Source organism: Sphingomonas sp. Leaf357 (assembly GCF_001423845.1).
Lineage (GTDB): Bacteria > Pseudomonadota > Alphaproteobacteria > Sphingomonadales > Sphingomonadaceae > Sphingomonas.
Map to the genome: position 1 here is coordinate 1 of NZ_LMPM01000002.1, position 18,724 is coordinate 18,724.

The 18,724-nt window shown below is 66.2% G+C and carries 23 protein-coding genes and 1 tRNA gene; 10 read left to right on the top strand and 14 right to left on the bottom strand.

Features of this window, described 5'->3' with window-relative positions; translation table 11 throughout:
* Window positions 1-166 precede the first annotated feature (166 nt).
* The 3 genes from ASG11_RS12980 (at window position 167) to ASG11_RS18790 (ending at window position 1,309) form a co-directional block, all read left to right on the top strand.
* Window positions 167-706, top strand: coding sequence for a GNAT family N-acetyltransferase (locus ASG11_RS12980; RefSeq protein WP_055780880.1), 540 nt, complete (start codon window positions 167-169; stop codon window positions 704-706).
* Window positions 707-735: 29 nt separating this feature from the next.
* The gene (locus tag ASG11_RS12985; protein WP_156363809.1) at window positions 736-1,050 is read left to right on the top strand and encodes a DUF6894 family protein; all 315 of its coding nucleotides are present in this window, start codon (window positions 736-738) and stop codon (window positions 1,048-1,050) included.
* 82 nt (window positions 1,051-1,132) lie between these two features.
* Window positions 1,133-1,309, top strand: a complete 177-nt coding sequence (locus ASG11_RS18790; protein ID WP_156363810.1) for a hypothetical protein — start codon at window positions 1,133-1,135, stop codon at window positions 1,307-1,309.
* A gap of 14 nt (window positions 1,310-1,323) precedes the next feature.
* Here the strand turns inward: ASG11_RS18790 and ASG11_RS12990 are convergent, their stop codons facing one another.
* Both ASG11_RS12990 and ASG11_RS12995 read right to left on the bottom strand, forming a co-directional pair.
* Window positions 1,324-1,794 (bottom strand): Fur family transcriptional regulator, encoded by a 471-nt coding sequence (locus ASG11_RS12990; RefSeq protein ID WP_055780885.1) that lies wholly within the window; start codon window positions 1,792-1,794, stop codon window positions 1,324-1,326.
* A gap of 59 nt (window positions 1,795-1,853) precedes the next feature.
* Window positions 1,854-2,246, bottom strand: a complete 393-nt coding sequence (locus ASG11_RS12995) for a MerC domain-containing protein (RefSeq protein WP_055780888.1) — start codon at window positions 2,244-2,246, stop codon at window positions 1,854-1,856.
* Between the two features lie 299 nt (window positions 2,247-2,545).
* On the opposite strand from ASG11_RS12995, the gene ASG11_RS13000 reads away from it, so the two are divergent.
* From ASG11_RS13000 to rpsI, 3 genes are all read left to right on the top strand, one after another.
* Window positions 2,546-3,580: a COX15/CtaA family protein gene (locus ASG11_RS13000; protein WP_055780891.1), complete on the top strand. Its 1,035-nt coding sequence runs from the start codon at window positions 2,546-2,548 to the stop codon at window positions 3,578-3,580.
* A 393-nt stretch (window positions 3,581-3,973) separates the two neighbouring features.
* Window positions 3,974-4,453 carry a 50S ribosomal protein L13 gene (gene rplM, locus ASG11_RS13005; RefSeq protein ID WP_055780894.1) on the top strand — a complete coding sequence of 160 codons (480 nt, stop codon included), beginning with the start codon at window positions 3,974-3,976 and terminating at the stop codon, window positions 4,451-4,453.
* Window positions 4,453-5,013: a 30S ribosomal protein S9 gene (rpsI, locus tag ASG11_RS13010; protein WP_055780897.1), complete on the top strand. Its 561-nt coding sequence runs from the start codon at window positions 4,453-4,455 to the stop codon at window positions 5,011-5,013. The genes rplM and rpsI overlap by 1 nt, the downstream gene beginning before the upstream one ends.
* 82 nt (window positions 5,014-5,095) lie before the next feature.
* On the opposite strand, the gene ASG11_RS13015 is transcribed toward rpsI, so the two are convergent.
* Both ASG11_RS13015 and ASG11_RS13020 read right to left on the bottom strand, forming a co-directional pair.
* On the bottom strand, window positions 5,096-5,464 hold the full coding sequence (locus ASG11_RS13015; RefSeq protein WP_055780899.1) for a DUF2147 domain-containing protein: 369 nt from the start codon (window positions 5,462-5,464) through the stop codon (window positions 5,096-5,098).
* A gap of 77 nt (window positions 5,465-5,541) precedes the next feature.
* Window positions 5,542-6,726, bottom strand: coding sequence for a cytochrome P450 (locus ASG11_RS13020; protein ID WP_082472840.1), 1,185 nt, complete (start codon window positions 6,724-6,726; stop codon window positions 5,542-5,544).
* A 107-nt stretch (window positions 6,727-6,833) separates the two neighbouring features.
* Between ASG11_RS13020 and ASG11_RS13025 the strand changes: the two genes are divergently transcribed.
* Window positions 6,834-7,325: a TetR/AcrR family transcriptional regulator gene (locus ASG11_RS13025; RefSeq protein WP_055780902.1), complete on the top strand. Its 492-nt coding sequence runs from the start codon at window positions 6,834-6,836 to the stop codon at window positions 7,323-7,325.
* Window positions 7,326-7,331: 6 nt separating this feature from the next.
* Here ASG11_RS13025 and ASG11_RS13030 read toward each other — a convergent pair whose 3' ends face one another.
* The 5 genes from ASG11_RS13030 to ASG11_RS13050 form a co-directional block, all read right to left on the bottom strand.
* The gene (locus ASG11_RS13030) at window positions 7,332-8,609 is read right to left on the bottom strand and encodes a dipeptidase (protein WP_055782635.1); all 1,278 of its coding nucleotides are present in this window, start codon (window positions 8,607-8,609) and stop codon (window positions 7,332-7,334) included.
* Window positions 8,610-8,638: 29 nt separating this feature from the next.
* The gene (locus ASG11_RS13035) at window positions 8,639-9,409 is read right to left on the bottom strand and encodes a metallophosphoesterase family protein (RefSeq protein WP_055780905.1); all 771 of its coding nucleotides are present in this window, start codon (window positions 9,407-9,409) and stop codon (window positions 8,639-8,641) included.
* A 250-nt stretch (window positions 9,410-9,659) separates the two neighbouring features.
* Complete coding sequence (locus ASG11_RS13040) at window positions 9,660-10,343, bottom strand: Fe2+-dependent dioxygenase (RefSeq protein ID WP_055780908.1); 684 nt, start codon at window positions 10,341-10,343, stop codon at window positions 9,660-9,662.
* Entirely contained in the window at window positions 10,340-11,086 is a 747-nt protein-coding gene (locus ASG11_RS13045; protein ID WP_055780909.1) for a tetratricopeptide repeat protein, read from the bottom strand. The genes ASG11_RS13040 and ASG11_RS13045 overlap by 4 nt, the downstream gene beginning before the upstream one ends.
* A 265-nt stretch (window positions 11,087-11,351) precedes the next feature.
* A complete protein-coding gene (locus tag ASG11_RS13050; protein WP_330218905.1) occupies window positions 11,352-13,871 on the bottom strand; it encodes a TonB-dependent receptor in 2,520 nt (839 codons plus the stop codon).
* 149 nt (window positions 13,872-14,020) lie between these two features.
* Between ASG11_RS13050 and ASG11_RS19290 the strand changes: the two genes are divergently transcribed.
* Both ASG11_RS19290 and ASG11_RS18435 read left to right on the top strand, forming a co-directional pair.
* Entirely contained in the window at window positions 14,021-14,281 is a 261-nt protein-coding gene (locus ASG11_RS19290) for a hypothetical protein (RefSeq protein WP_055780913.1), read from the top strand.
* 92 nt (window positions 14,282-14,373) lie between these two features.
* Window positions 14,374-15,462 carry a winged helix-turn-helix domain-containing protein gene (locus tag ASG11_RS18435; RefSeq protein ID WP_236697516.1) on the top strand — a complete coding sequence of 363 codons (1,089 nt, stop codon included), beginning with the start codon at window positions 14,374-14,376 and terminating at the stop codon, window positions 15,460-15,462.
* Here ASG11_RS18435 and ASG11_RS13060 read toward each other — a convergent pair.
* The 3 genes from ASG11_RS13060 to ASG11_RS13070 all read right to left on the bottom strand — a co-directional run bounded on the left by ASG11_RS13060 (window position 15,428) and on the right by ASG11_RS13070 (window position 16,688).
* A tRNA-Gly gene (locus ASG11_RS13060) sits at window positions 15,428-15,501 on the bottom strand. The two genes, ASG11_RS18435 and ASG11_RS13060, sit on opposite strands and share 35 nt — an antisense overlap.
* Window positions 15,502-15,571: 70 nt before the next feature.
* Complete coding sequence (locus ASG11_RS13065; protein ID WP_236697517.1) at window positions 15,572-15,916, bottom strand: hypothetical protein; 345 nt, start codon at window positions 15,914-15,916, stop codon at window positions 15,572-15,574.
* Between the two features lie 16 nt (window positions 15,917-15,932).
* The gene (locus tag ASG11_RS13070; protein ID WP_055780916.1) at window positions 15,933-16,688 is read right to left on the bottom strand and encodes a competence/damage-inducible protein A; all 756 of its coding nucleotides are present in this window, start codon (window positions 16,686-16,688) and stop codon (window positions 15,933-15,935) included.
* A 65-nt stretch (window positions 16,689-16,753) separates the two neighbouring features.
* Between ASG11_RS13070 and map the strand changes: the two genes are divergently transcribed.
* Window positions 16,754-17,578 carry a type I methionyl aminopeptidase gene (map, locus tag ASG11_RS13075; protein ID WP_055782644.1) on the top strand — a complete coding sequence of 275 codons (825 nt, stop codon included), beginning with the start codon at window positions 16,754-16,756 and terminating at the stop codon, window positions 17,576-17,578.
* A gap of 267 nt (window positions 17,579-17,845) precedes the next feature.
* Here map and ASG11_RS13080 read toward each other — a convergent pair whose 3' ends face one another.
* Together ASG11_RS13080 and ASG11_RS13085 are read right to left on the bottom strand one after the other, a co-directional pair.
* The gene (locus ASG11_RS13080; RefSeq protein ID WP_201781346.1) at window positions 17,846-18,220 is read right to left on the bottom strand and encodes a type II toxin-antitoxin system VapC family toxin; all 375 of its coding nucleotides are present in this window, start codon (window positions 18,218-18,220) and stop codon (window positions 17,846-17,848) included.
* Between the two features lie 5 nt (window positions 18,221-18,225).
* Window positions 18,226-18,588: a type II toxin-antitoxin system Phd/YefM family antitoxin gene (locus ASG11_RS13085; protein ID WP_156363811.1), complete on the bottom strand. Its 363-nt coding sequence runs from the start codon at window positions 18,586-18,588 to the stop codon at window positions 18,226-18,228.
* Between the last annotated feature and the right edge of the window lie 136 nt (window positions 18,589-18,724).

Genomic DNA, 18,724 nt, shown 5'->3' on the forward strand with positions numbered 1-18,724 from the left:
CGAAGATCGGAAGGCATCGATACGGTATCGAGAAGCGGCGTGGTGCTGACGTCGGACATCGAACCGGTCTAGCCCAGCCCCAAACGCCTGTCGATTGCCCTGCATCAACCTGCATCGAAACGCTCACATCTTGACGCGTCCTTCGCCGCTGGTGGACACAACAGGCATGGGCGCCTTCACCGACCGCATCGCCACCGAAGCCGACATTCCGGCGATCGCCGCGCTGATGGACCGCGCGATCGATTCGCTGCAGACCGCCTTCCTCACCCCGGAGCAGATCATGGCGAGCCGGGTCAGCATGGGCCTCGACACGCAGTTGATCGCGGACGGCACCTATTTCCTGATCGAGGAAGAAGGCGCGCTCGCCGGATGCGGCGGGTGGAGCCGCCGTGCGACACTGTATGGCGGCAATCACAGCGCCGCTCAGCGCGACGATCGCCTGCTCGATCCCGCGACCGAGCCGGCGCGGATCCGCGCGATGTACACCGATCCGGCCTTCACCAGGCGCGGCGTCGGCCGCCTGATCCTCGGCCTCGCCGAGAGCGACGCCCGCAACGCCGGTTTCCGGCGCGCGGCGATGATGGCGACCCTGGCGGGCGAACCGCTGTATCTCGCCTGCGGCTACGCACCGATCGAACGGGTGACGAGAATGTCGGCGGATGGCCCTGCCGTTCCCGGTGTGCGCATGGGCAAGACGCTTGCATAGGTTCGCGCCGAACCCGCGCTAGGTATCGTATGTTATTAACCGATATTGTTGTCGGGTTTGCCGATTGGGCAGACACACGGTCCATGCCGCGATATTTCTTCAACATCCATAACGACACACTTACCCAGGATTACGAGGGTCGAGAATTCGCCTCGCTCGATGCGGCACGCGAATATGCCATCTCGGAAACCCGGATCCTCGCCGCCGAGTCGGTGCGAGAGTTGGGACACCTGATCCTGGATCATCGCATCGATATCCTGACCACCGGCCACGAGCGGGTCGCCACGATCAGATTCGGCGACGTCATCAAGATCAAGCCTCACGAGATCGGCCGAAAATCCTGATCTCCCGCACCATCCTATGTATGCCGCACCGCATTGATGCACCCCAAGGACGACCCGGCGATCGAAGCGTAACAGACCTCTAATGGCTGACAGCGAGACCAACCGGGTGCATCTGCAGAGGCTGATCGATCGTATCGGCGAGGCGCTGACCGCCGCCGATGCGGGCGACCAGCCATTGATCGCGGCGATGCTGTCGGACTGCCTCGAAAACGCGCAGCAGACGCTGGCGTCGCTGGGCCCCTCACCGATCCGGCCCTGATCCCGACGGAGACGTCAGTTCGGCGCGTCGCATTCCGCGCAGGTGCCGCGCACCTCGATCACCGGACGGATCGGCGAGAAGCCGGTCGCCTCCGCCGCCGATCGCACGCCCCTGGTGATGACGTCGTCGTCCAGATGCACCGTATTGCCGCACGAATCGCACACCAGGAAGATGCAGTCGTGCAGGCAATCCGGATGCGCGTTGGCGACATAGGCGTTGGCGCTTTCCACCTTGCGGGCGAGATTCGAGGCCACGAACAGGTCGAGAATGCGGTATACGCTGTTGGCGGCGACGCGGCGCCCCTCCGACTTAGACACCGCCTCGGCGATGTCATACGCGGAAGCCGGCTTGTCGAACCCGGCCAGCGCCTTGAAGATCTGAGCGCGCATCGCAGTCCATTGCTCGCCGGATTTCTCCAGCGTCGCTTGTGCTGCGGTGGCCAGATCGGGCCCCTGCGGTTCGTGGTGATGATGATGCGCGGCCATGACGGGAACGTAAGCCTTCGGGAGCGCCGCGGCAAGTTGCCCACGGCGCGGTTCGTCGTTCAGTTCACCGCGCGACGGTTCAGATCGTGGCCCAAGGCGAGCAAACCGACACCCACAAGCGTCCAGATCGTCTCATTGCCCGAACTGTCGTGCGGCAGGCTCATCGCGCCGGCCATGATGCCGAGGCCCAGCGCGCCGACCGCCGCCGGCATCATATAACCGTGCTGCACGATGCCGCGCCCGAGCGCCAGAATGCCGAACCCGATCGCGATCGTCAGCCCGACTTCATGAAATAAGGGATTGAGCAGCAACCCGCCCGCCGTCGACAACAGCGCCAGCAGGACCGCGCTGGTCAGGCAATGCACCATGCACAGCCCGGAGAGCCCGATCGCCAGGCGATCGGCATGCGACTCGATCCACTCGAGATAGCGGGGATGGGCATGGGACGACATCGTGCGGCGAATATGGCACGCGACCTGCGAAGTTACAATATATCATTTGAAAACGGATTTTCGTTAGGCGCGCGATATCGAGCAGGCTCATCCCCATCTCCGCCCGGCGATGTCGGCAACCGAAGTTCACACAAAGTCACGCGAAACCGCCCACCGCGACGAACTCGACGTCGGAGATTTCGAAACTGGCGAGCGCTGCGGTCATACGCCCGATACGACCAGCGGATCTCCAACATTTCCAGCGAATAGCGCCTATCGACGATCATGGACGGGCTGGCGGCGCTCAAGTAAGCGGCATCATGCTTCAGGCTTCCACCGACTCCCCCGCCCGCCCGCGCGCACTCTCCAACTGGCTGTTCGTCGTCGCGGCGCTGATCGTGCTGATCGTGGTCGTCGGCGGGATCACCCGCCTGACTGAATCCGGCCTGTCGATCACCGACTGGAAACCGATCACCGGGATCGTACCACCGCTTACCGATGCGCAGTGGCAGGCCGAGTTCGCCAATTACCGCAAGATCCCACAATATACCGAGTTGAATGCCGGAATGGGGCTGGCCGGATTCAAGGCGATCTTCTTCTGGGAATATCTGCACCGCTTCCTCGGGCGATTCATCGGCATGGCCTTCCTGTTGCCGCTGATCTGGTTCGCGGTGCGGCGGCGGATCCCGCGCGGTTATGCGCCGCGACTGGTCGCATTGTTCTCGCTGATCCTGCTGCAAGGAACGCTCGGCTGGCTGATGGTCCGTTCGGGACTGACCGATCGCACCGCGGTCGCGCCCGGCTGGCTCGCGACGCACCTGTTGACCGCCCTGTTCACGCTGGCGGGCATGGTGTGGACCGCGCTCGACCTGCGCGCGCTGGCGCGAGGAGAGACGCGGACGGCGCGGCTGACCGCGCTGACGATTCTGATCGGCATCGTGCTGTTCGTACAGATCCTCTACGGCGCGCTGATGGCCGGGCTGCGCGCCGGACTCGTGGCGCACGACTGGCCGCTGATGAACGGCGCGCTCTTCCCCGGCGCGAGCAACAGCGGTGAATCGATCGGGACGCTGCTGTTCGGCGATCCGGCGATCGTCCATTTCATCCATCGCTGGTGGGCCTGGATCGCCTTCGCTGCCCTTATCGTGCTGGCGCGCGCGGTGAAGCGTGCCGGGCAACGCCCCGCCGCGATCGCCATCCACGCCGCGCTCGGGCTGCAGATCCTGCTCGGCATCGCCACCGTGATGAGCGACGTTAACATCACGCTCGCCGCACTCCACCAGCTGGTCGGCGCGCTGTTGCTGATCGCCGCCGTGTGGGGCGCGCATGCGATCGGGCAGTCGCGCCGCGCCTGATACCAGCGCCGATCGACCTGCGGTATTCCGGCAGCTTTAAAGCGTGATAACCTCTTGCGGGATTTCAACCGTCCGTTCTTTTCGAGCGCGGTTACACAAAAAAAGCCGTCACCCCGGACTGGTTCCGGGGTCCACCAAGCGGCTTTCGACATGATTGTTGCAGACCGCCACGCTGGCGGCACGGTGGACCCCGGAACAAGTCCGGGGTGACGAGGGTCGGAAGCTTAAACGTATCGGAAGAATGACCGCCAGTCCGTCGCAAGGTTATGGTATCATGATACCCGTCAGGAAACCCGCGCAAAGCTTGACTTCGCGCACCCTTCCGATCATTAGGCCCACATTCGCGCTGTCGGGAAACCGGCGGCGCGTTCTGTTTAACCTGGAAGGTCTGCCATGAAGGCGCTGATGAAGACCACCAAGTCGGTCAAGCCGTACGAGGTGGAGAAGAAATGGCATATTATCGATGCCGACGGTCTGGTCGTCGGCCGCATGGCGTCGATCGTCGCCAACGTCCTGCGCGGCAAGCACAAGCCGAGCTTCACCCCGCACGTCGATTGCGGTGACAATGTCATCATCATCAACGCCGACAAGGTGAAGTTCACGGGCAACAAGCTCAAGGACAAGATCTATTACCGCCACACCGGCTATGCCGGCGGCATCAAGGGCGTTCCGGCCGGCAAGATCCTCGAGGGTCGCTTCCCGGAGCGGATCATCGAAAAGGCGATCGAGCGCATGATCCCGCGCGGTCCGCTCGGCCGTGAGCAGATGCGCAACCTGCGCGTCTTCGCCGGCAGCGAACATCCGCACGCCGCTCAGGACCCGCAGGTCCTCGACATCGGCAGCATGAACCGCAAGAACAAGGTGGGCGCATAATGTCCGACAACCGCCAGTCGCTTTCCGATCTCGCCGGCCTGACCGGCCAGGCTCCGGCCACCTCGAACAACGGCCAGGGCAGCACGCCCGTCCTCGCCGGTGACGAATACGCACCCGCCGCTCCGGTGGTCGAGCGCGAGCCGATGCCGCTGCGCGAGCAGATCCTCGACAAGCAGGGTCGCGCTTATGCCACCGGTCGACGCAAGGACGCGGTTGCCCGCGTGTGGATCAAGCCCGGCACCGGCAAGATCACGATCAACGGTCGCGACCAGGAGGTGTATTTCGCACGTCCGACGCTGCGCCTGGTGATCAACCAGGTGTTCGGCGTGACCGAGCGCGAAGGCGCGTACGACGTCAACTGCACCGTCAAGGGCGGTGGCCTTTCGGGCCAGGCCGGCGCGGTCAAGCATGGCATCAGCCAGGCGATCACCAAGTACGAGCCGATCCTGCGCGCACCGGTGAAGGCGGCAGGCTTCCTGACCCGCGACAGCCGCACCGTCGAGCGCAAGAAGTACGGCAAGGCCAAGGCCCGCAAGAGCTTCCAGTTCTCGAAGCGCTAAGCTTCCTTGGGTTTACCCAATCGCGAAGGGGCGGTCCGGCAACGGGCCGCCCTTTTTCGGTCTGGGCATCGCCGGCCGTGCGTCACTCGCCGCGATCCCGTCGCCAGGTCTGCGATTGGCAGAACATCAGCACGCATCCGCGCACGTCCAGCGTGCGGCCATCCGCCGTCGCGATGAACGAGCGATAGGTCCGCCCGCTGCGCGGATCATAGACCTGTCCGCGCCACCGCGCGCCATCCGCCACGAAGCCGGCAAGGATGACCACGCTATCCGCACGGCGATGGCGCAGGCGCGGGTCGGGATTGTTGACGTCGGTTTCCGCCGCACCGGGATCGCGGCGGAGGATCCGGGCGATGCGGCCGCACAGGCCGCCGCCGCACGGGCCGATCGCGATGATCGCCGCGCCATCCTGCGTGATCCAGCGGCCGACCGGCGACGGCGCGCCCGGCATCGCCGTTGCCGATCAGGCGAGCGTCATCGCCAGCGCCGCCGCCGCGCCGCTGCGCATCAGCCGATTACGTATCGCGATCACGACGCCGTACCGCAGGCCAGCGTCGCGCCGCGCAATTCATAGCCCGCGATCAACGCGTTCCATCCGATATCGGGTGCCCGCTCAAGTCGCAGGTTCGGCACGCGCAGCAGCCGATCGAGGAAGATCGCGCTTTCCTGCAACGCGACCTGAGCGCCCGGGCAACGATGCTCGCCATCGCCGAACGCCATGCCCGCGCCGCCGACCTTGCCGGCGATCGCACGGTCGGGATCGATCGCATGCGGACAGCGGCCGACGACGGCCTCGTCCGCATTGCTCGCGCGGATATCGATCCCGATCACCTCGCCCTTGCCGCGGGCGGCTTCATCGGCACCGAGGCGCCGATAGAGCATGCCGACGACCGGTTCGAGCCGCAGGATCTCCTCGAGCAATGCGATCCTGCCCGGCTCATCCGTGCTCAGGAAACGCTGCCGCAGATCGTCGCGATCGAGCAGATGCCAGCCGGCCATGGTGATGAATTCGCGCGTGGTGATCATGCCCGCCGCGCCGTACGTCAGGCACTCGGTCAGGATCTGGCGGTCGTTATACCCTTCAGCGAGCAGGTGGGAGACGACGTCCTCGCGCGGCGCGCGGCGGCGGGCGCGGATCGCCGGCTTCACGTCGCGGTAGAAGACGTTCATCGCGCGCGCCTGACCACGCAGATAGCCCATCAGCCGGGCCGGCCAGCTCGTCTGGTCCTGCATGCCGCCGGCCAGCCGTTCCAGACGCGTCGCCATGCCGGCGGGATCGCTGTCGGTCAGCCCGACGATCTCGGCGGCGACCGTCACCGCCAGCTCCAGCGACAGCGTGTCGAGATCGGCGCGGCCGTCGCGGACCAGCCGGTCGACCAGCAGATCGGTGGTCTGTTCCATCAGCGCGCGATACTCCGCCGTGACGATCCGTGGCGCGAAGAAGCGCGCGGTCGCGCTTCGTTGGCGGCGATGCGCGGCACCGCTGAGATACAGGACCGGTGCCCGCATCGTACCGAAGCGCGTGACGAGATCCGCGAGGAACCCCGCCTGCCGCGCCGTCGGATCGCGCAAGATCCGGCGTGCCTCGGCGAAATCCGCGCCGATCATGCGGGCCGCCACCATGCCGCCTCGCCTCGCGATGCCGGCGGACTTGCGCGCATCGGTGTCGGCAAGATGCGGGCAGGATTGGACCGATCGCCGTGGTTGGGCCATGATAGCCTCCAGTTATGATATACAGTGGATCATAAATGCGTATCGCGGCGAAAAGTTCAAGGGAAGATGCGCGAATCGGCAGAACGCGAGAGGCGCTGCAGACGGCGTTGATCGAGCTGATCGGGGCGGAGCCGTTCGAAACGCTGACCGTGACGGCGATCACGCAGCGCGCGAATATCGGCTATGCGACGTTCTTCCGGCACTATCCGGACCCGCAGGCGCTGCTGGCGGAGATTGCGGGCGGGTTGATCGACGAACTGATCGTGGCGATCGCGCCGCTGGCACTGGCGCAGGACAGTCGCGGCATGGCGCAGGTGCTGACGGCGTTCGTCGAGGACCGCCGCCGCCTGTGTCACGCGCTGCTGATCGGCGCGGGCGATGCGATGCGGCGCGAGATCACCGCGCGGGCGCTGGCGGCGGCGCGGATGACCGACGCGGCCACGCCCGCCGGGCTGCCGCGCGACCTAGCGCTGATCCACGGCGTCGGCGCGACCCTGACGATCCTGGCGTGGTGGCTCGGCCATGAGGAGGCCGAGATCGACATGGTCGCGATCCTGGAGCGTCTGGTGTTCGAACCGCTCAGCCGGACGATGCGCTGAACGGCGTCACTTGCCGTCCAGCCCGGCCACCGTGGCCGTCGTCGGCGCTTCGCCCTTCATCGCCGCCGCGACGCGCTCCGCGCCTTCCATCACGCGCAGTACGTTGCCGCGCGCCAGCTTCGCCAGATCGACGTCGCTCCAGCCGCGCCGGGCCAGTTCGGCGAAAAGAGCGGGATAGGTCTCGACCCCGCTCAGGCCCTGCGGCACTTCCTCCACCCCGTCGAAATCGGACCCGATGCCGACAGCATCGTGCCCGGCCACCTTCGCGACGTGATCGATATGGTCCGCGACCTCGGACAGCGTGACCGCCGGCTTGGGGTGCGCCTTTTCCCACTCGGCCAGCGCCGCCTTGGCGCGGTCGGGCTGGCCGATATACAGGCCGCCGAAGGGCGGCTTGTTGTAGCTGGCGATCTCGCCGTTGCGCGCGGCTTCCCAGCGGCGGCGCGCGTCGGAGACGTAGCTGGGCGCGTAATCGACCATCACCACGCCCTTGTTCGCCGCGACCTGCTTCAGCACCGCGTCGGACACGTTGCGCGGATGATCGTTCACCGCGCGTGCGCCGGAGTGCGAGAAGATCACCGGCGCCTTCGTCACGCGCAGCGCATCCAGCATCGTGCCTTCGCTGACATGGCTGAGATCGACCAGCATGCCGAGCCGGTTAAGTTCGCGCACCACCGCCTCGCCGAACTTGGTGAGCCCGCCATGCTGCGGATCATCGGTCGCCGAATCCGCCCAGGAGATCGTGCGCGAATGCGTCAGCGTCAGGTACGACGCGCCGAGTGCGCGATAGGCGCGCAGCACGGTAAACTGCCCGTCGATCTGCCCCCCGCCCTCGACGCCGAGCATCGAGGCGATCCTGCCCTGCGCCTGGATACGCCGCACGTCCGCCGCCGTCACCGCCGGCTCGAATACATTGGGATAGCGGCGGAAGATGTCGTGCATCAGCCCGATCTGCTCGAGCGTCTGTTCGACCTGTTCCGGCCCGGGCAATTTGGCGTCGACCCAGACCGACCAGAATTGCCCGCCGACGTGCCCGGCGCGCAGCCGGGTGATATCGGTGTGATACTTCGCCGGGTCGAGCCTGGTCAGGTCCATCGTCCAGCGCGCGTCGCCGGCCTTGCCGACAAGGGTTTCGGCCCAGTCGTTGTGACCGTCGATCACCGGGTTCGCCTTCAGCACGCGCTCGACGCGGGCCTTGATCACGGCGTCCCCCGCCGTCGAACGATCTTCGGGCGCGGCGGCGAGGAGCAGCGGCGCGAGGGCGAACAGGAGAACTGGCTTCATGCACGCCAGCATAGCCGCACGGACACCGCCTACAAGGCCTCGACATGCTCCCGGGGCAGGATCGTGTCTGGCCCCGGCCCGAACGTCCGCAGCTTCACGTCGAACGCGCCATCGGCGATGCGGATCTCGTTGAACGACGGCGGCATCTCGCGCGTGCGTTCGGACAAGGTGCCCGCGCCGATCATCCGCAGCGGGCGACCTGACACCTCATGCACGATATCGAACGGATCGTGGACATGCCCGGTGAGCACCGCCACCGCGCCGGCTTCGGCGAGTGCGGCGAACGCCTGCGGCCCGTGCCGCGTGTCCGACGTCGCCTGCGTTTCCGCCTCGATCAGCGGATGATGACAGGCGACGAACACCTGCGATCCGGCCGGCGCGGCCGCGATCCCCTTCAGGGTCTTGCGCAACTGATGGCTGGAGACATAGCCCTTGGACCAGTTGCGGAACTGGAAGCGAACCGTGGTGACCAGCGGCACGATCGCCACGCCGGGCAGATCGAGCGGCCGTTCGATCATGCGTTCGATCTTGTGGTAGCGGTGGTAGGGGCGAAGAAACCGCCGGAACAGGTTCCACAGCGGCAGATCGTGGTTGCCGACCTCCACCGTCACCGGCACGTCTAGCCGTTGCAGCCAGGCAAGTCCGGCATCGAATTCGGCCGACCGCGCGCGCATCGTCAGATCGCCGGTCATCACCACGGCGTCGGGCCGCTCGGCCTTCACCAGCGCCTCGAACCACGCCACCGCCGCACGATTCTCGCGGCCGAAATGCACATCGCTGACATGGAACAGGCGGATCATGCGAGGTCGAACGCGTAACTTGGGGGAAAGTCCCGTGCCAGGGCCCGTCCAACATTCATTGCCTTGGTGGGTTTATCCCAAATTTCCCGTCACCCCGGACGTGTTCCGGGGTCCACCGTGCCGCGAACTCGGCAGTCGCACCATTGTTCGTTTCGAAAGCCGCGTGGTGGACCCCGGAACACGTCCGGGGTGACGGTTCTATCGGGGAAACCGCTCTCAAAACCGTCGAAAAACGGAATAGCGGTTCCGCCTAGACGTCGGCCCAGCGGCGCAGGAGATTGTGGTAGACGCCTGTGAGCTGCACCACCGCCGCATCCCCCTGCCCCTGCGTCGCCGCGACCGATTGCACGGCGGAATCGAGATCGAACAGGATGCGGCGAGCGCCATCGTCGCGCACCATCGACTGGATCCAGAAGAAGCTGGCGGTGCGCGTGCCGCGCGTGACGGGCTCGACGCGGTGCAAGCTGGAGGCGGGATAGAGCAGCATGTGGCCGGCGGGCAGCTTGACCGATTGCACGCCGAACCGGTCCTCGACCACCAGTTCGCCGCCGTCATACGCCTCCGGCGGTTCGAGGAAGAGCGTCGCCGACAGGTCGCTGCGGATGCGGAAATCGCTGCCGCGCCGGATGCGGATCGCATTGTCGACATGCATGCCGAACGCCTGGCCGCCGGCATAGCGGTTGAACAAAGGCGGGAACACCTTGAGCGGCAAGGCGGCGGCGACGAACAGCGGCGCGGCGGACAGCGCATCGAGCACCAGATGGCCCGCGCGCCTGGCGGCATCCGAATCCTCCGGCAATTGTTCGTTGCGCTTGGCCAGCGCGCTCTGCGCGCCGGACGTGGCGTTGCCGTCGATCCAGTCGGCGGCATCGATCAGCGCGCGGATGCGAGCGACGCCGTCGGCGTCCAGCACATCGGGGATGGAGATCATCATCGCACGCCGCTCCTGAGTGCCGCGACGCCGTCCGTGGCGAAGCGCGCGATCCCGCAGGCCGTCAGCCACGCCGCGGCCTTTTCGACGAAGGCCGGCGTCGCCGTCTCGCCGATACGGCCGAGCCAGGTCAGCGCCTCATCGATCCGCCCAGCGTCGCCGAGCATCCGGGCATGATTGAACTGGCCGCGAAAATCGCCGCCTTCCGCCGCCCGTCTATAACAATCGGCAGCGGTCGCCATATCGCGCGCCACCACCCAGCCATCCTCGTGAAAGCTGCCGACGAAGTTGATCGCCTTGGCCCCGGCCAGACCGGAGCCCGACGCCGCCGCCTTGCGGAGCCAGTCGAGCGCCGCCGCCCGGTCTTCCGCCACGCCGTCGCCGAGCGCCAGCAGGGTCGCGTAATTGTACATCGCCCAATCGAGCCCCTGCTCCGCCGCGATACGATAGCATTCCGCCGCTCGCGCCTTGTCCGGCGCGGTGCCCCAGCCGAGATCGTAGCACCGCCCGACCATGTTGAGCGCCATCACATGATGCTGCGCCGCCGCCCTGGTGAACCAGCCGAGCGCGGCACGCGGATCCGCCGCGACGCCAGCGCCGTCGAGCAACATCTGCCCGTAGACCGCCTGCGCTTCGGCCAGGCCGGCCTCCGCCCCCGCTCGCACCAGCGCCGCCCGCTCCTCCGGCGAACCGGAGAGGCGGGCGGCGATTGCGTCGGGACTGAGCGTATCGAGGTCGATCGTCATCCGGTCCTTCAGAACTTTCCGTTGCCTAGACTCGTTTTAGATCAGGTCGAACCATTCCTCCGTTCGCTTCGAGCGACGTCGAGGAGCCAGTCCCCGACCAGTGTTTCCCGACTTCGCTCGAAACGAACGGAAAATCGGACGCGCAAACCAGATCGAGAACGAGTCCAGGGCCAAACCACAGTCGTTGTCGTGATGGGTTTTATCGCAAATTTCCCGTGGCGGAACCGCTCTCAAAAGCCGTCTGACAATTGAACGGCGATCCGTCCTAGAATTTGACCGCCACCGTGCCGAACACGGTACGGCCCGGCGCGATCGTCGCATAGTGGCTGGAATATGCCTGCGAGAAATACACCTTGTCGGTCAAGTTCTGCGCATTGATGCTGAGCGAGACAGTATCGGTGACGCGATAGCTCGCCCGCGCATCGAAACGCCAGTAGCTGGGCACTTCGCGGGTAAGCAGCTTGGTCGCTGCGTTGATCGTCACCACGCCCGCCGCATTCTGAGTCGCGCTGCGGTTGTCGGAATAGCCGCCGATCTGCTTGTCCATGTAGATCGCGGTGCCGCCGATCTGAAGGCGCGGCGTGACATCCAGATTGCTCGTCATCGTGAAGCTGTTCCTGGCCGTCTGGGGCACCTGCTTGCCGTTGCTGACCGACGGCACGTAGACGACCTGCGCGGCGCGATCGGTGATCACGACACCGCCCACCGTCCGCGTAAGTGCGGGTGCGGTCAGCGCGCTGTTGCCGGCATCGATGATCTTCGGGTCGAGATGCGTGTAGCCGCCGAACACCGTCCAGCCGGGCAGGATCGTGCCGCTGACGTTCAGCTCCACGCCACGAATGCGCGTCCGGCCGAGAAAGGCGACGGTATTGGCATCGACCTGCGTACGGGCATTGGTGATGTCCGTCTGGAACACCGCGGCCCCCAGCTGCAGACGCTCGCCGAACAGGCTCGCCTTGGCCCCGACCTCATAGCTCTTGGTCTTCTGCACCTTGAGCTGGTCGAGCAGGTTCTGCGTCGTCGTGGTGGTCGGCAGCGCATTGCCTTCCTGCCCTTCGCCGAGCAGGGCGTTGGGCGGAGTCGCGGCGGTGGCGTAGCTGGCGTAGAGGCTGGTGTCCTTGGTCGGCTTGAACACCGCCCCCGCCTGCCAGTTGAACAGTTCGTCCACCCGCGACACGGGCTGCAGCCCGGCGGAGATCGGCACGGTCAGCTTCGACTGGAAGCGATCGTAGCGCGCGCCGAGGTTGACGATCAGCGCCGGTACGATCGTGATCGAATCGAACGCATAGACCGCGCGGGTATTGGCGTCGTTCTGCGTCTCGCCGGCGGTGCCGATCTTGGCGATCGGCGTCTGCACGGTGGACGTGTCGCTGACGTAATTGACCCACGGATCGCTCGGATTGGGATTGAACAGATCGGTGCAGTTGTAGCGCGCCACGGTCGAGGTGTTGCAGCGCGGTGCCGCGGTCGCTCCGGTCGCCAGCACGAAGGTGCCGCGCCGGGTCTTCTCCCAGGCGAATTCGGTGCCGACCGAGAAGCTGTGCTCGATCGCGCCGGTGCTGAACTTGCCGAACAGATCGGTCTGGTCGATTAGGCTCTCGCTATAGCCGTAGCGGGTGTTGGCGCGGCGCCAGACATAGCCGCCGGTGAACAGATCGCCGCGCGTGCCCGCCGCGCCGGTGGTCGGGTTGGTCGCCGCCGTGCCGTAGACGTTGCCCTGCGTATCGTCCGGCTGGGTGTAGATATAGGCCTGGTAATTGTGGCTGTAGCGCGCGGTGTTGCGCAGCGTGACACCGCCGAAATCATGCTCGGCGCGCACCGTCACCTGATGCGTCCTGGCGTCGCGGAAGTCGCGATCCTCGAGCCCGTAGAAGGTGTCGCGCGCGACGACGCCGGTGCGGCCGCCCGCCGTGGTGATCTGGCCGATCGCCGGAAGCGAAGCGATGTTGCCGGTGCCCGGCGCGTTGCCGATCGTGTAGAGATACGGAATGCCGCTGTCGGGCAGCTCGTGGCTTTCGAGATAATAATAGCCGACCGTCAGCCGGGTCGGCGTGCCGAGGCCGAGCGTCACCGACGGCGCCACGCCCCAGCGCCGCGAATAGATCGCGTCGCGCCCGGCGACGTCCTGATCGTGCCACGCGCCCGAGACGCGGAAGGCGGCGATCTCCGACAGTTTGAGGTTCAGATCGCCGGAGACGCGCTTGAAATCGGCCTCGCCATAGCTGCCGCTGACCGACCCGAACGTGCCGAGCTGCGGCTGCTTCGACAGGATGTTGATCGTGCCGCCGGCGCTGCCGCGCCCGCCCAGCGTCGAATCCGATCCGCGCACGACCTGCACGGATTCGATCGCGAAGACCTCGCGGCTCTGCGAGGCGAGATCGCGCACGCTGTCGACATAGATGCTGCCCTGGCTGTCGAAGCCGCGGATGAACGGACGGTCGCCGATCGGGTTGCCGCCCTCCGCCGCGCCGAAGGTGATGCCCGGCACGGTGCGCAGCGCATCCTGCAGATTGACCGAGCCGGTCTGTTCGATGATCTCCTTGGGCAGCACGATCACCGAGCGCGGGGTGTTGACGATCGGCGCGACGTCCTTGGCCTGGCGCTGCTCCCGCACCCGCTGGCCGTTGACCAGAATGTCCTGATCGCCGGCGTCCGAGGTATCGACCGGGCCTGTGGCGTCGGCGGGATCGGCGGCCCAGGCGGCACCGCCGGCGAACGCGCCGACGCACGACATGGCGAGAAAGGCCGGCTTGATGACCGATGCCCGGCGATTGGACGTGCTCACGAATGATCCCCCTTTTGGTGTTGCAGGCCGGCTATTGCGAGTCACTCTCATTGTCAACGCTATTGAGACTAACTCGCACTTTTGATTATCGGCCGGTGTTGCCGGCGCGGAGGGTTGCGCGGCGCGGCCGATCGCGGCAGCGCGGGCGCATGGACCTCGACGCACTGCTGCAGCATTATTTCGACACCACCGACCTAGAGACGCTGGACGAGACCGCGTTCGCGCGCGGGGTGGAACGGCTCGGTACCGCGTTCGGCCTGGAACGCGAGCCCGGCCGGCGCTTCGCGCTCTGGTCGCTGCTCCACACGCTCGGCGATGCGCCCGATCCGGCGGTCGCGTTCGAGGATCCGCAGGAACGCCGCGCGGCGCAGGCCTATGCCAGCGTCGCCAGCCGGGCGACCGAGCGCTGATCGAGACGCTCACCCTGCCCCAGGCACGGCGGATCGCGCTCGCCGCGCAGGGCTTCGGCGCGGCGCATCCGGCGCGCGTGACGCAGGGGCACATGCGGCGGACGATCGACCGGCTTTCGCTGCACCAGATCGACAGCGTCAACGTGCTGGCGCGGGCGCATTACCTGCCGGCATTCTCGCGCCTCGGCGGCTACGACCGCGGCTTGCTGGAGGCGGCCGCCTGGGGGCGCAGGCCGGAGCGGCGGCTGTTCGAATATTGGGCGCACGAGGCGTCGCTGCTGCCGCTCGATCTCCACCCGCTGCTGCGCTGGCGCATGGCGCGGGCCGATCGCGGCGAGACCGGCTGGGCGGCGATGCGGCGCTACGCCACCGAAGGCCGGGTGGAGGCGGAGGCGATCCTCGCCCGCATCCGCGCCGACGGGCCGCTCGCCGCCTCCGATTTCGAGGAGGGCAAGAGCGGCTCCGGCTGGTGGGCGTGGGGGGACACGAAGCGCGCGCTGGAATGGCTGTTCTGGGCCGGACACATCACCACCGCGACCCGGCGCAACAGCTTCGAACGGGTCTACGACCTGACCGAGCGCGTGATCCCGCCGGCGATCCTCGCGCTGCCCACACCGGACGAGGCCGACGCCCACCGCGCGCTGATCGCCCGCAGCGCCGCCGCGCTCGGCATCGCCACGGAAACCGACCTGCGCGACTATTTCCGCCTCAAGCCCGACGACGCGCGGCCGGCGATCGCCGCCCTGGTCGAGGAGGGCGTGCTGATCCCGACCCACGTTGCCGGCTGGCCGAAGATTGCCTATCTCCACCGCGACGCCCGCCGCCCGCGTCGCATCCAGGGGGCCGCTTTGCTCGCCCCGTTCGACCCGCTGATCTGGGAACGCGCCCGCACCGACCGCCTGTTCGGGTTCCACTATCGCATCGAGATCTACGTACCGGCCGAGAAGCGCCGCCACGGTTATTACGTCCTGCCCTTCCTGCTCGACGATCGTCTCGTCGCGCGCGTCGATCTCAAGGCCGATCGCCAGAACGCCCGGCTGATCGCGCAACGCATCGGCCTGGAGCCGCATGCGCCGCCGGAAACGCTGGAACGGCTCCGGCTGGAATTGCGCCGCATGGCCGACTGGCTCGGGCTGGCGGAGGTGGTGGAGCGGGTGAAGGGAATCGAACCCTCGTCGTAAGCTTGGGAAGCTTCTGCTCTACCATTGAGCTACACCCGCGAGGCCCCGGTTGGGGCGGAAGCAGCCGATACAGAGGGTCCGGCGCTCGTGCAAGCGCTCTGTCCCGCGCTCAGCGATAGTTCTTCGGTACGCCGCTGACGTGGAACACGCCGCCGCGCTGCAATTCTATGATGTATTGCGCGCCGCGGTTGCACTCGACCGCCCAGGACGGCTTGCCGTCGATCTTGCCGCGCGACACGACGTTGACGATCGACTGGCAGTCGTAATCGGCATCGTTGATCGCGCGGAAGAAGGTGGTGCGCTGCAACGTGGGCAGCAGCGCGGCGATCTTCGCCTCCATCGGATCGGGGCCGGCCTCCGCCGCATTCGTCGTGCCACCGCCGCGCGGGGGCGGATCGCCACAGCCGGCGAGCATCGCGCAGCCCAGCAAGAGTCCCGTGATCGCCTTTCTCACATCCCGTCTCCCAAGATCAGATGCCGCCCGCCGTCACCGCGCGCCCGGTGGCGACCAGGGCTTCGGTCAGATCAACGATGCACGCGTCCAGAAGTTCGGCATCGGTGGCGCGGACGACGAAATTCGCGCCGGTCTGTCCATCGCGAAAGAACGGATAGCTGCCGATCGCGACGCCCTCATGAGTCTTCTCGGCGGTGCGCAGCAGGTCGGCGATCTCGCTCTCCGCCACCCAGCACCCGACCGTCGCGGACAAGACCGGCAGCCCGCCCTCGAGCGTGCCGGTCAGCGCATCGAGCATGCCCGCGGTGATGTGCGGCACGCCGGCCATGATGAAGATGTTGCCGATACGGATGCCCGGCGCGCCGGACATGCGGTTCTCGATCAGGTCGGCCCCCTGCGGAACGCGCGCCATGCGCTTGCGCGTCTCGGTCAGGCCACCGCGCGTTTCGTAATAGCGCTCCAGCACCGAGACGGCCTTGGGATGGAGCACGACCGGCACGCCCAGCGCCTCGGCGATCGCATCGACCGTAATGTCGTCATGCGTCGGTCCGATCCCGCCGGTGGTGAACAGATAATCGTTGCGCGCGCGCAGTGCGTTGACCGCCTCGACGATCGCCTCGGTCTTGTCGGGCACCACGCGCACCTCGGCCAGGCGGATGCCCTGCACGTTGAGCCACAGCGCGATCTGCGCGACGTTCTTGTCCTGCGTGCGGCCCGAGAGGATCTCGTCGCCGATCACCGCGAGCGCGGCCGTCCAGATGCGTTGGGTCATGAAAGAGGGCATAGACGTTCGCGCACCATCTCGCAAAGCCCGCGCGGTTTCGCTATATGGCCGTCATGACCGATTACGTAACCGTCACCGCCGACGCCCCGATGGGCCGCACCGGCGCGATCAAGCTCCATGGCCGCTACGCGTTCGACGCGATGCACAAGGCCGGCCGCCTCGCCGCCGAAACGCTCGACATGGTCGTGCCGCATGTCGTGCCCGGCGTGACGACGGGCGAGCTGGACGATCTGATCCGCACCTTCATCGTCGCGCGCGGCGGCGTGCCGGCGACGCTCGGCTATCGCGGTTATACGCATGCGAGCTGCATCTCGATCAACCATGTCGTGTGCCACGGCATTCCCGGCGTGAAGACGCTGAAGAGCGGCGACATCGTCAATATCGACGTCACGCCGATCGTCGATGGCTGGCACGGCGATTCCAGCCGAATGTATCTGGTCGGCGATGTGCCGATCAAGGCCAAGCGGCTGGTGGACGTGACCTACGAATGCCTAATGCTCGGCATCGAGCAGGCCAGGCCCGGCAACACGATGGGCGATGTCGCGCACGTCATCCAGAGCCATGCCGAAAAGCACCGCTACGGCGTGGTGCGCGATTTCTGCGGGCATGGCCTGGGACAATTGTTCCACGACGCACCGGAAGTGGTGCATGTCGGTCGCCCGGGCACCGGGCCGGAACTGAAGCCCGGCATGATCTTCACGATCGAACCGATGATCAATATTGGACGCCCGGACGTGAAGCTGCTCGACGACGGCTGGACGGCGGTGACGCGCGACCGATCGCTCTCCGCGCAGTTCGAACATTCGATCGGCATCACCGAGGACGGGTGCGAGATCTTCACGACCAGCCCGGGCGGGTTCGACAAGCCGCCTTACTGATCGCCGGCGGAGGGTTCAGAGCGCGATGACATGAGGGTGGACCACGTCCTCCGTCATTCCCGCGAAGGCGGGAGTCCATGATCACCGCACTTCGTGAGACTCACTAAGTTCAGCCAGTATCGATTCCCGCCTTCGCGGGAGTGACGATGGAGAGAAGGCGATTCAGACCAAAGTCAACACGCCCTAGCAGCGCCGAAGCCGGGCGCACTGGGCGCGGCCACCAGCCGCGACCGACGACGCGGCCTTGCCGCGGCGCGCGCCGCCTTTTTACCCGCAACCGATCGTCTGGACCGGATAGCGCTTGATGATCGCGTCTTCGGTCATGACGGTGATGGCCTCACACATCGCCTGAGCGACAATCATGCGATCGAACGGATCGCCGTGAAGGCGTTTAAGGTTCGAGACCGTGACGAGATGCTTGGGACCGACATCCAATTGGCCAACACCCGCCTGAGCAAATTTTCTCAGCGCCAGTTCGATATCGACCGTCAGCTTTCCCTGCCCAACCTTGATGGCAATCTCCCACGCTGAAGCGACGCTGAAGATCAGCGTGTTCTGCGCGTCGTCGATCAAGGATCGCCCACCGCGTCCCAGTTTCGGATTGTCTTCCAGCCACCACAACAGAACGTGAGTATCGAGCAACAGCCTCAATGTTCTGGCGGAAAGATATCCGCTTCCATGGCCGCTTCGATTTCGGGATCGGGATCGTTGAAATCGTCCGAAATCCACATCTTGCCCTTCAAGGCACCCGGGCGACGGAAGTTCGGCGAAGCGGGGTCGGCCGATGGCACCCAATCCTCCTCTTCGCTTGCCGGCGCGCGCAACTCCGCCACCTTCTTGCCCCGTAATACGATATCGAAGCTTTCCCCGGCAGCGACGCGGGCCAGATAGGCGCTGAACTTGCCGCGCATTTCGCGCACACCGACACTCTTTGCCTGGACAGTCATGGCGTCCACCTCATTGTGTACACATGATGTAGCGTCATCCCACAACGATCGCAACAATGCCACAAAAGCAGGCAGCGCCGGCGCGCTGCCCCCGCATTAGGCATTCCTTAACCCGCAAAATCCCTGGCCCCCGCGCATTCCCGCCTCTCGCGCGACTGGCACGCTTGTTGTAAGAGACGCGCACGGGCGATGCGTCTTT

What these genes read in the sequence shown, in the direction of transcription:
- ASG11_RS12980 (WP_055780880.1), top strand. Translation starts at nt 167, where the DNA reads ATGGGCGCCTTCACCGACCGCATCGCCACCGAAGCCGACATTCCGGCG.
- ASG11_RS12985 (WP_156363809.1), top strand. Translation starts at nt 736, where the DNA reads ATGTTATTAACCGATATTGTTGTCGGGTTTGCCGATTGGGCAGACACA.
- ASG11_RS18790 (WP_156363810.1), top strand. Translation starts at nt 1,133, where the DNA reads ATGGCTGACAGCGAGACCAACCGGGTGCATCTGCAGAGGCTGATCGAT.
- ASG11_RS12990 (WP_055780885.1), bottom strand. Translation starts at nt 1,794, where the DNA reads ATGGCCGCGCATCATCATCACCACGAACCGCAGGGGCCCGATCTGGCC.
- ASG11_RS12995 (WP_055780888.1), bottom strand. Translation starts at nt 2,246, where the DNA reads ATGTCGTCCCATGCCCATCCCCGCTATCTCGAGTGGATCGAGTCGCAT.
- ASG11_RS13000 (WP_055780891.1), top strand. Translation starts at nt 2,546, where the DNA reads ATGCTTCAGGCTTCCACCGACTCCCCCGCCCGCCCGCGCGCACTCTCC.
- rplM (WP_055780894.1), top strand. Translation starts at nt 3,974, where the DNA reads ATGAAGGCGCTGATGAAGACCACCAAGTCGGTCAAGCCGTACGAGGTG.
- rpsI (WP_055780897.1), top strand. Translation starts at nt 4,453, where the DNA reads ATGTCCGACAACCGCCAGTCGCTTTCCGATCTCGCCGGCCTGACCGGC.
- ASG11_RS13015 (WP_055780899.1), bottom strand. Translation starts at nt 5,464, where the DNA reads ATGCCGGGCGCGCCGTCGCCGGTCGGCCGCTGGATCACGCAGGATGGC.
- ASG11_RS13020 (WP_082472840.1), bottom strand. Translation starts at nt 6,726, where the DNA reads ATGGCCCAACCACGGCGATCGGTCCAATCCTGCCCGCATCTTGCCGAC.
- ASG11_RS13030 (WP_055782635.1), bottom strand. Translation starts at nt 8,609, where the DNA reads ATGAAGCCAGTTCTCCTGTTCGCCCTCGCGCCGCTGCTCCTCGCCGCC.
- ASG11_RS13035 (WP_055780905.1), bottom strand. Translation starts at nt 9,409, where the DNA reads ATGATCCGCCTGTTCCATGTCAGCGATGTGCATTTCGGCCGCGAGAAT.
- ASG11_RS13040 (WP_055780908.1), bottom strand. Translation starts at nt 10,343, where the DNA reads ATGATGATCTCCATCCCCGATGTGCTGGACGCCGACGGCGTCGCTCGC.
- ASG11_RS13045 (WP_055780909.1), bottom strand. Translation starts at nt 11,086, where the DNA reads ATGACGATCGACCTCGATACGCTCAGTCCCGACGCAATCGCCGCCCGC.
- ASG11_RS19290 (WP_055780913.1), top strand. Translation starts at nt 14,021, where the DNA reads ATGGACCTCGACGCACTGCTGCAGCATTATTTCGACACCACCGACCTA.
- ASG11_RS18435 (WP_236697516.1), top strand. Translation starts at nt 14,374, where the DNA reads ATGCGGCGGACGATCGACCGGCTTTCGCTGCACCAGATCGACAGCGTC.
- ASG11_RS13070 (WP_055780916.1), bottom strand. Translation starts at nt 16,688, where the DNA reads ATGACCCAACGCATCTGGACGGCCGCGCTCGCGGTGATCGGCGACGAG.
- map (WP_055782644.1), top strand. Translation starts at nt 16,754, where the DNA reads ATGACCGATTACGTAACCGTCACCGCCGACGCCCCGATGGGCCGCACC.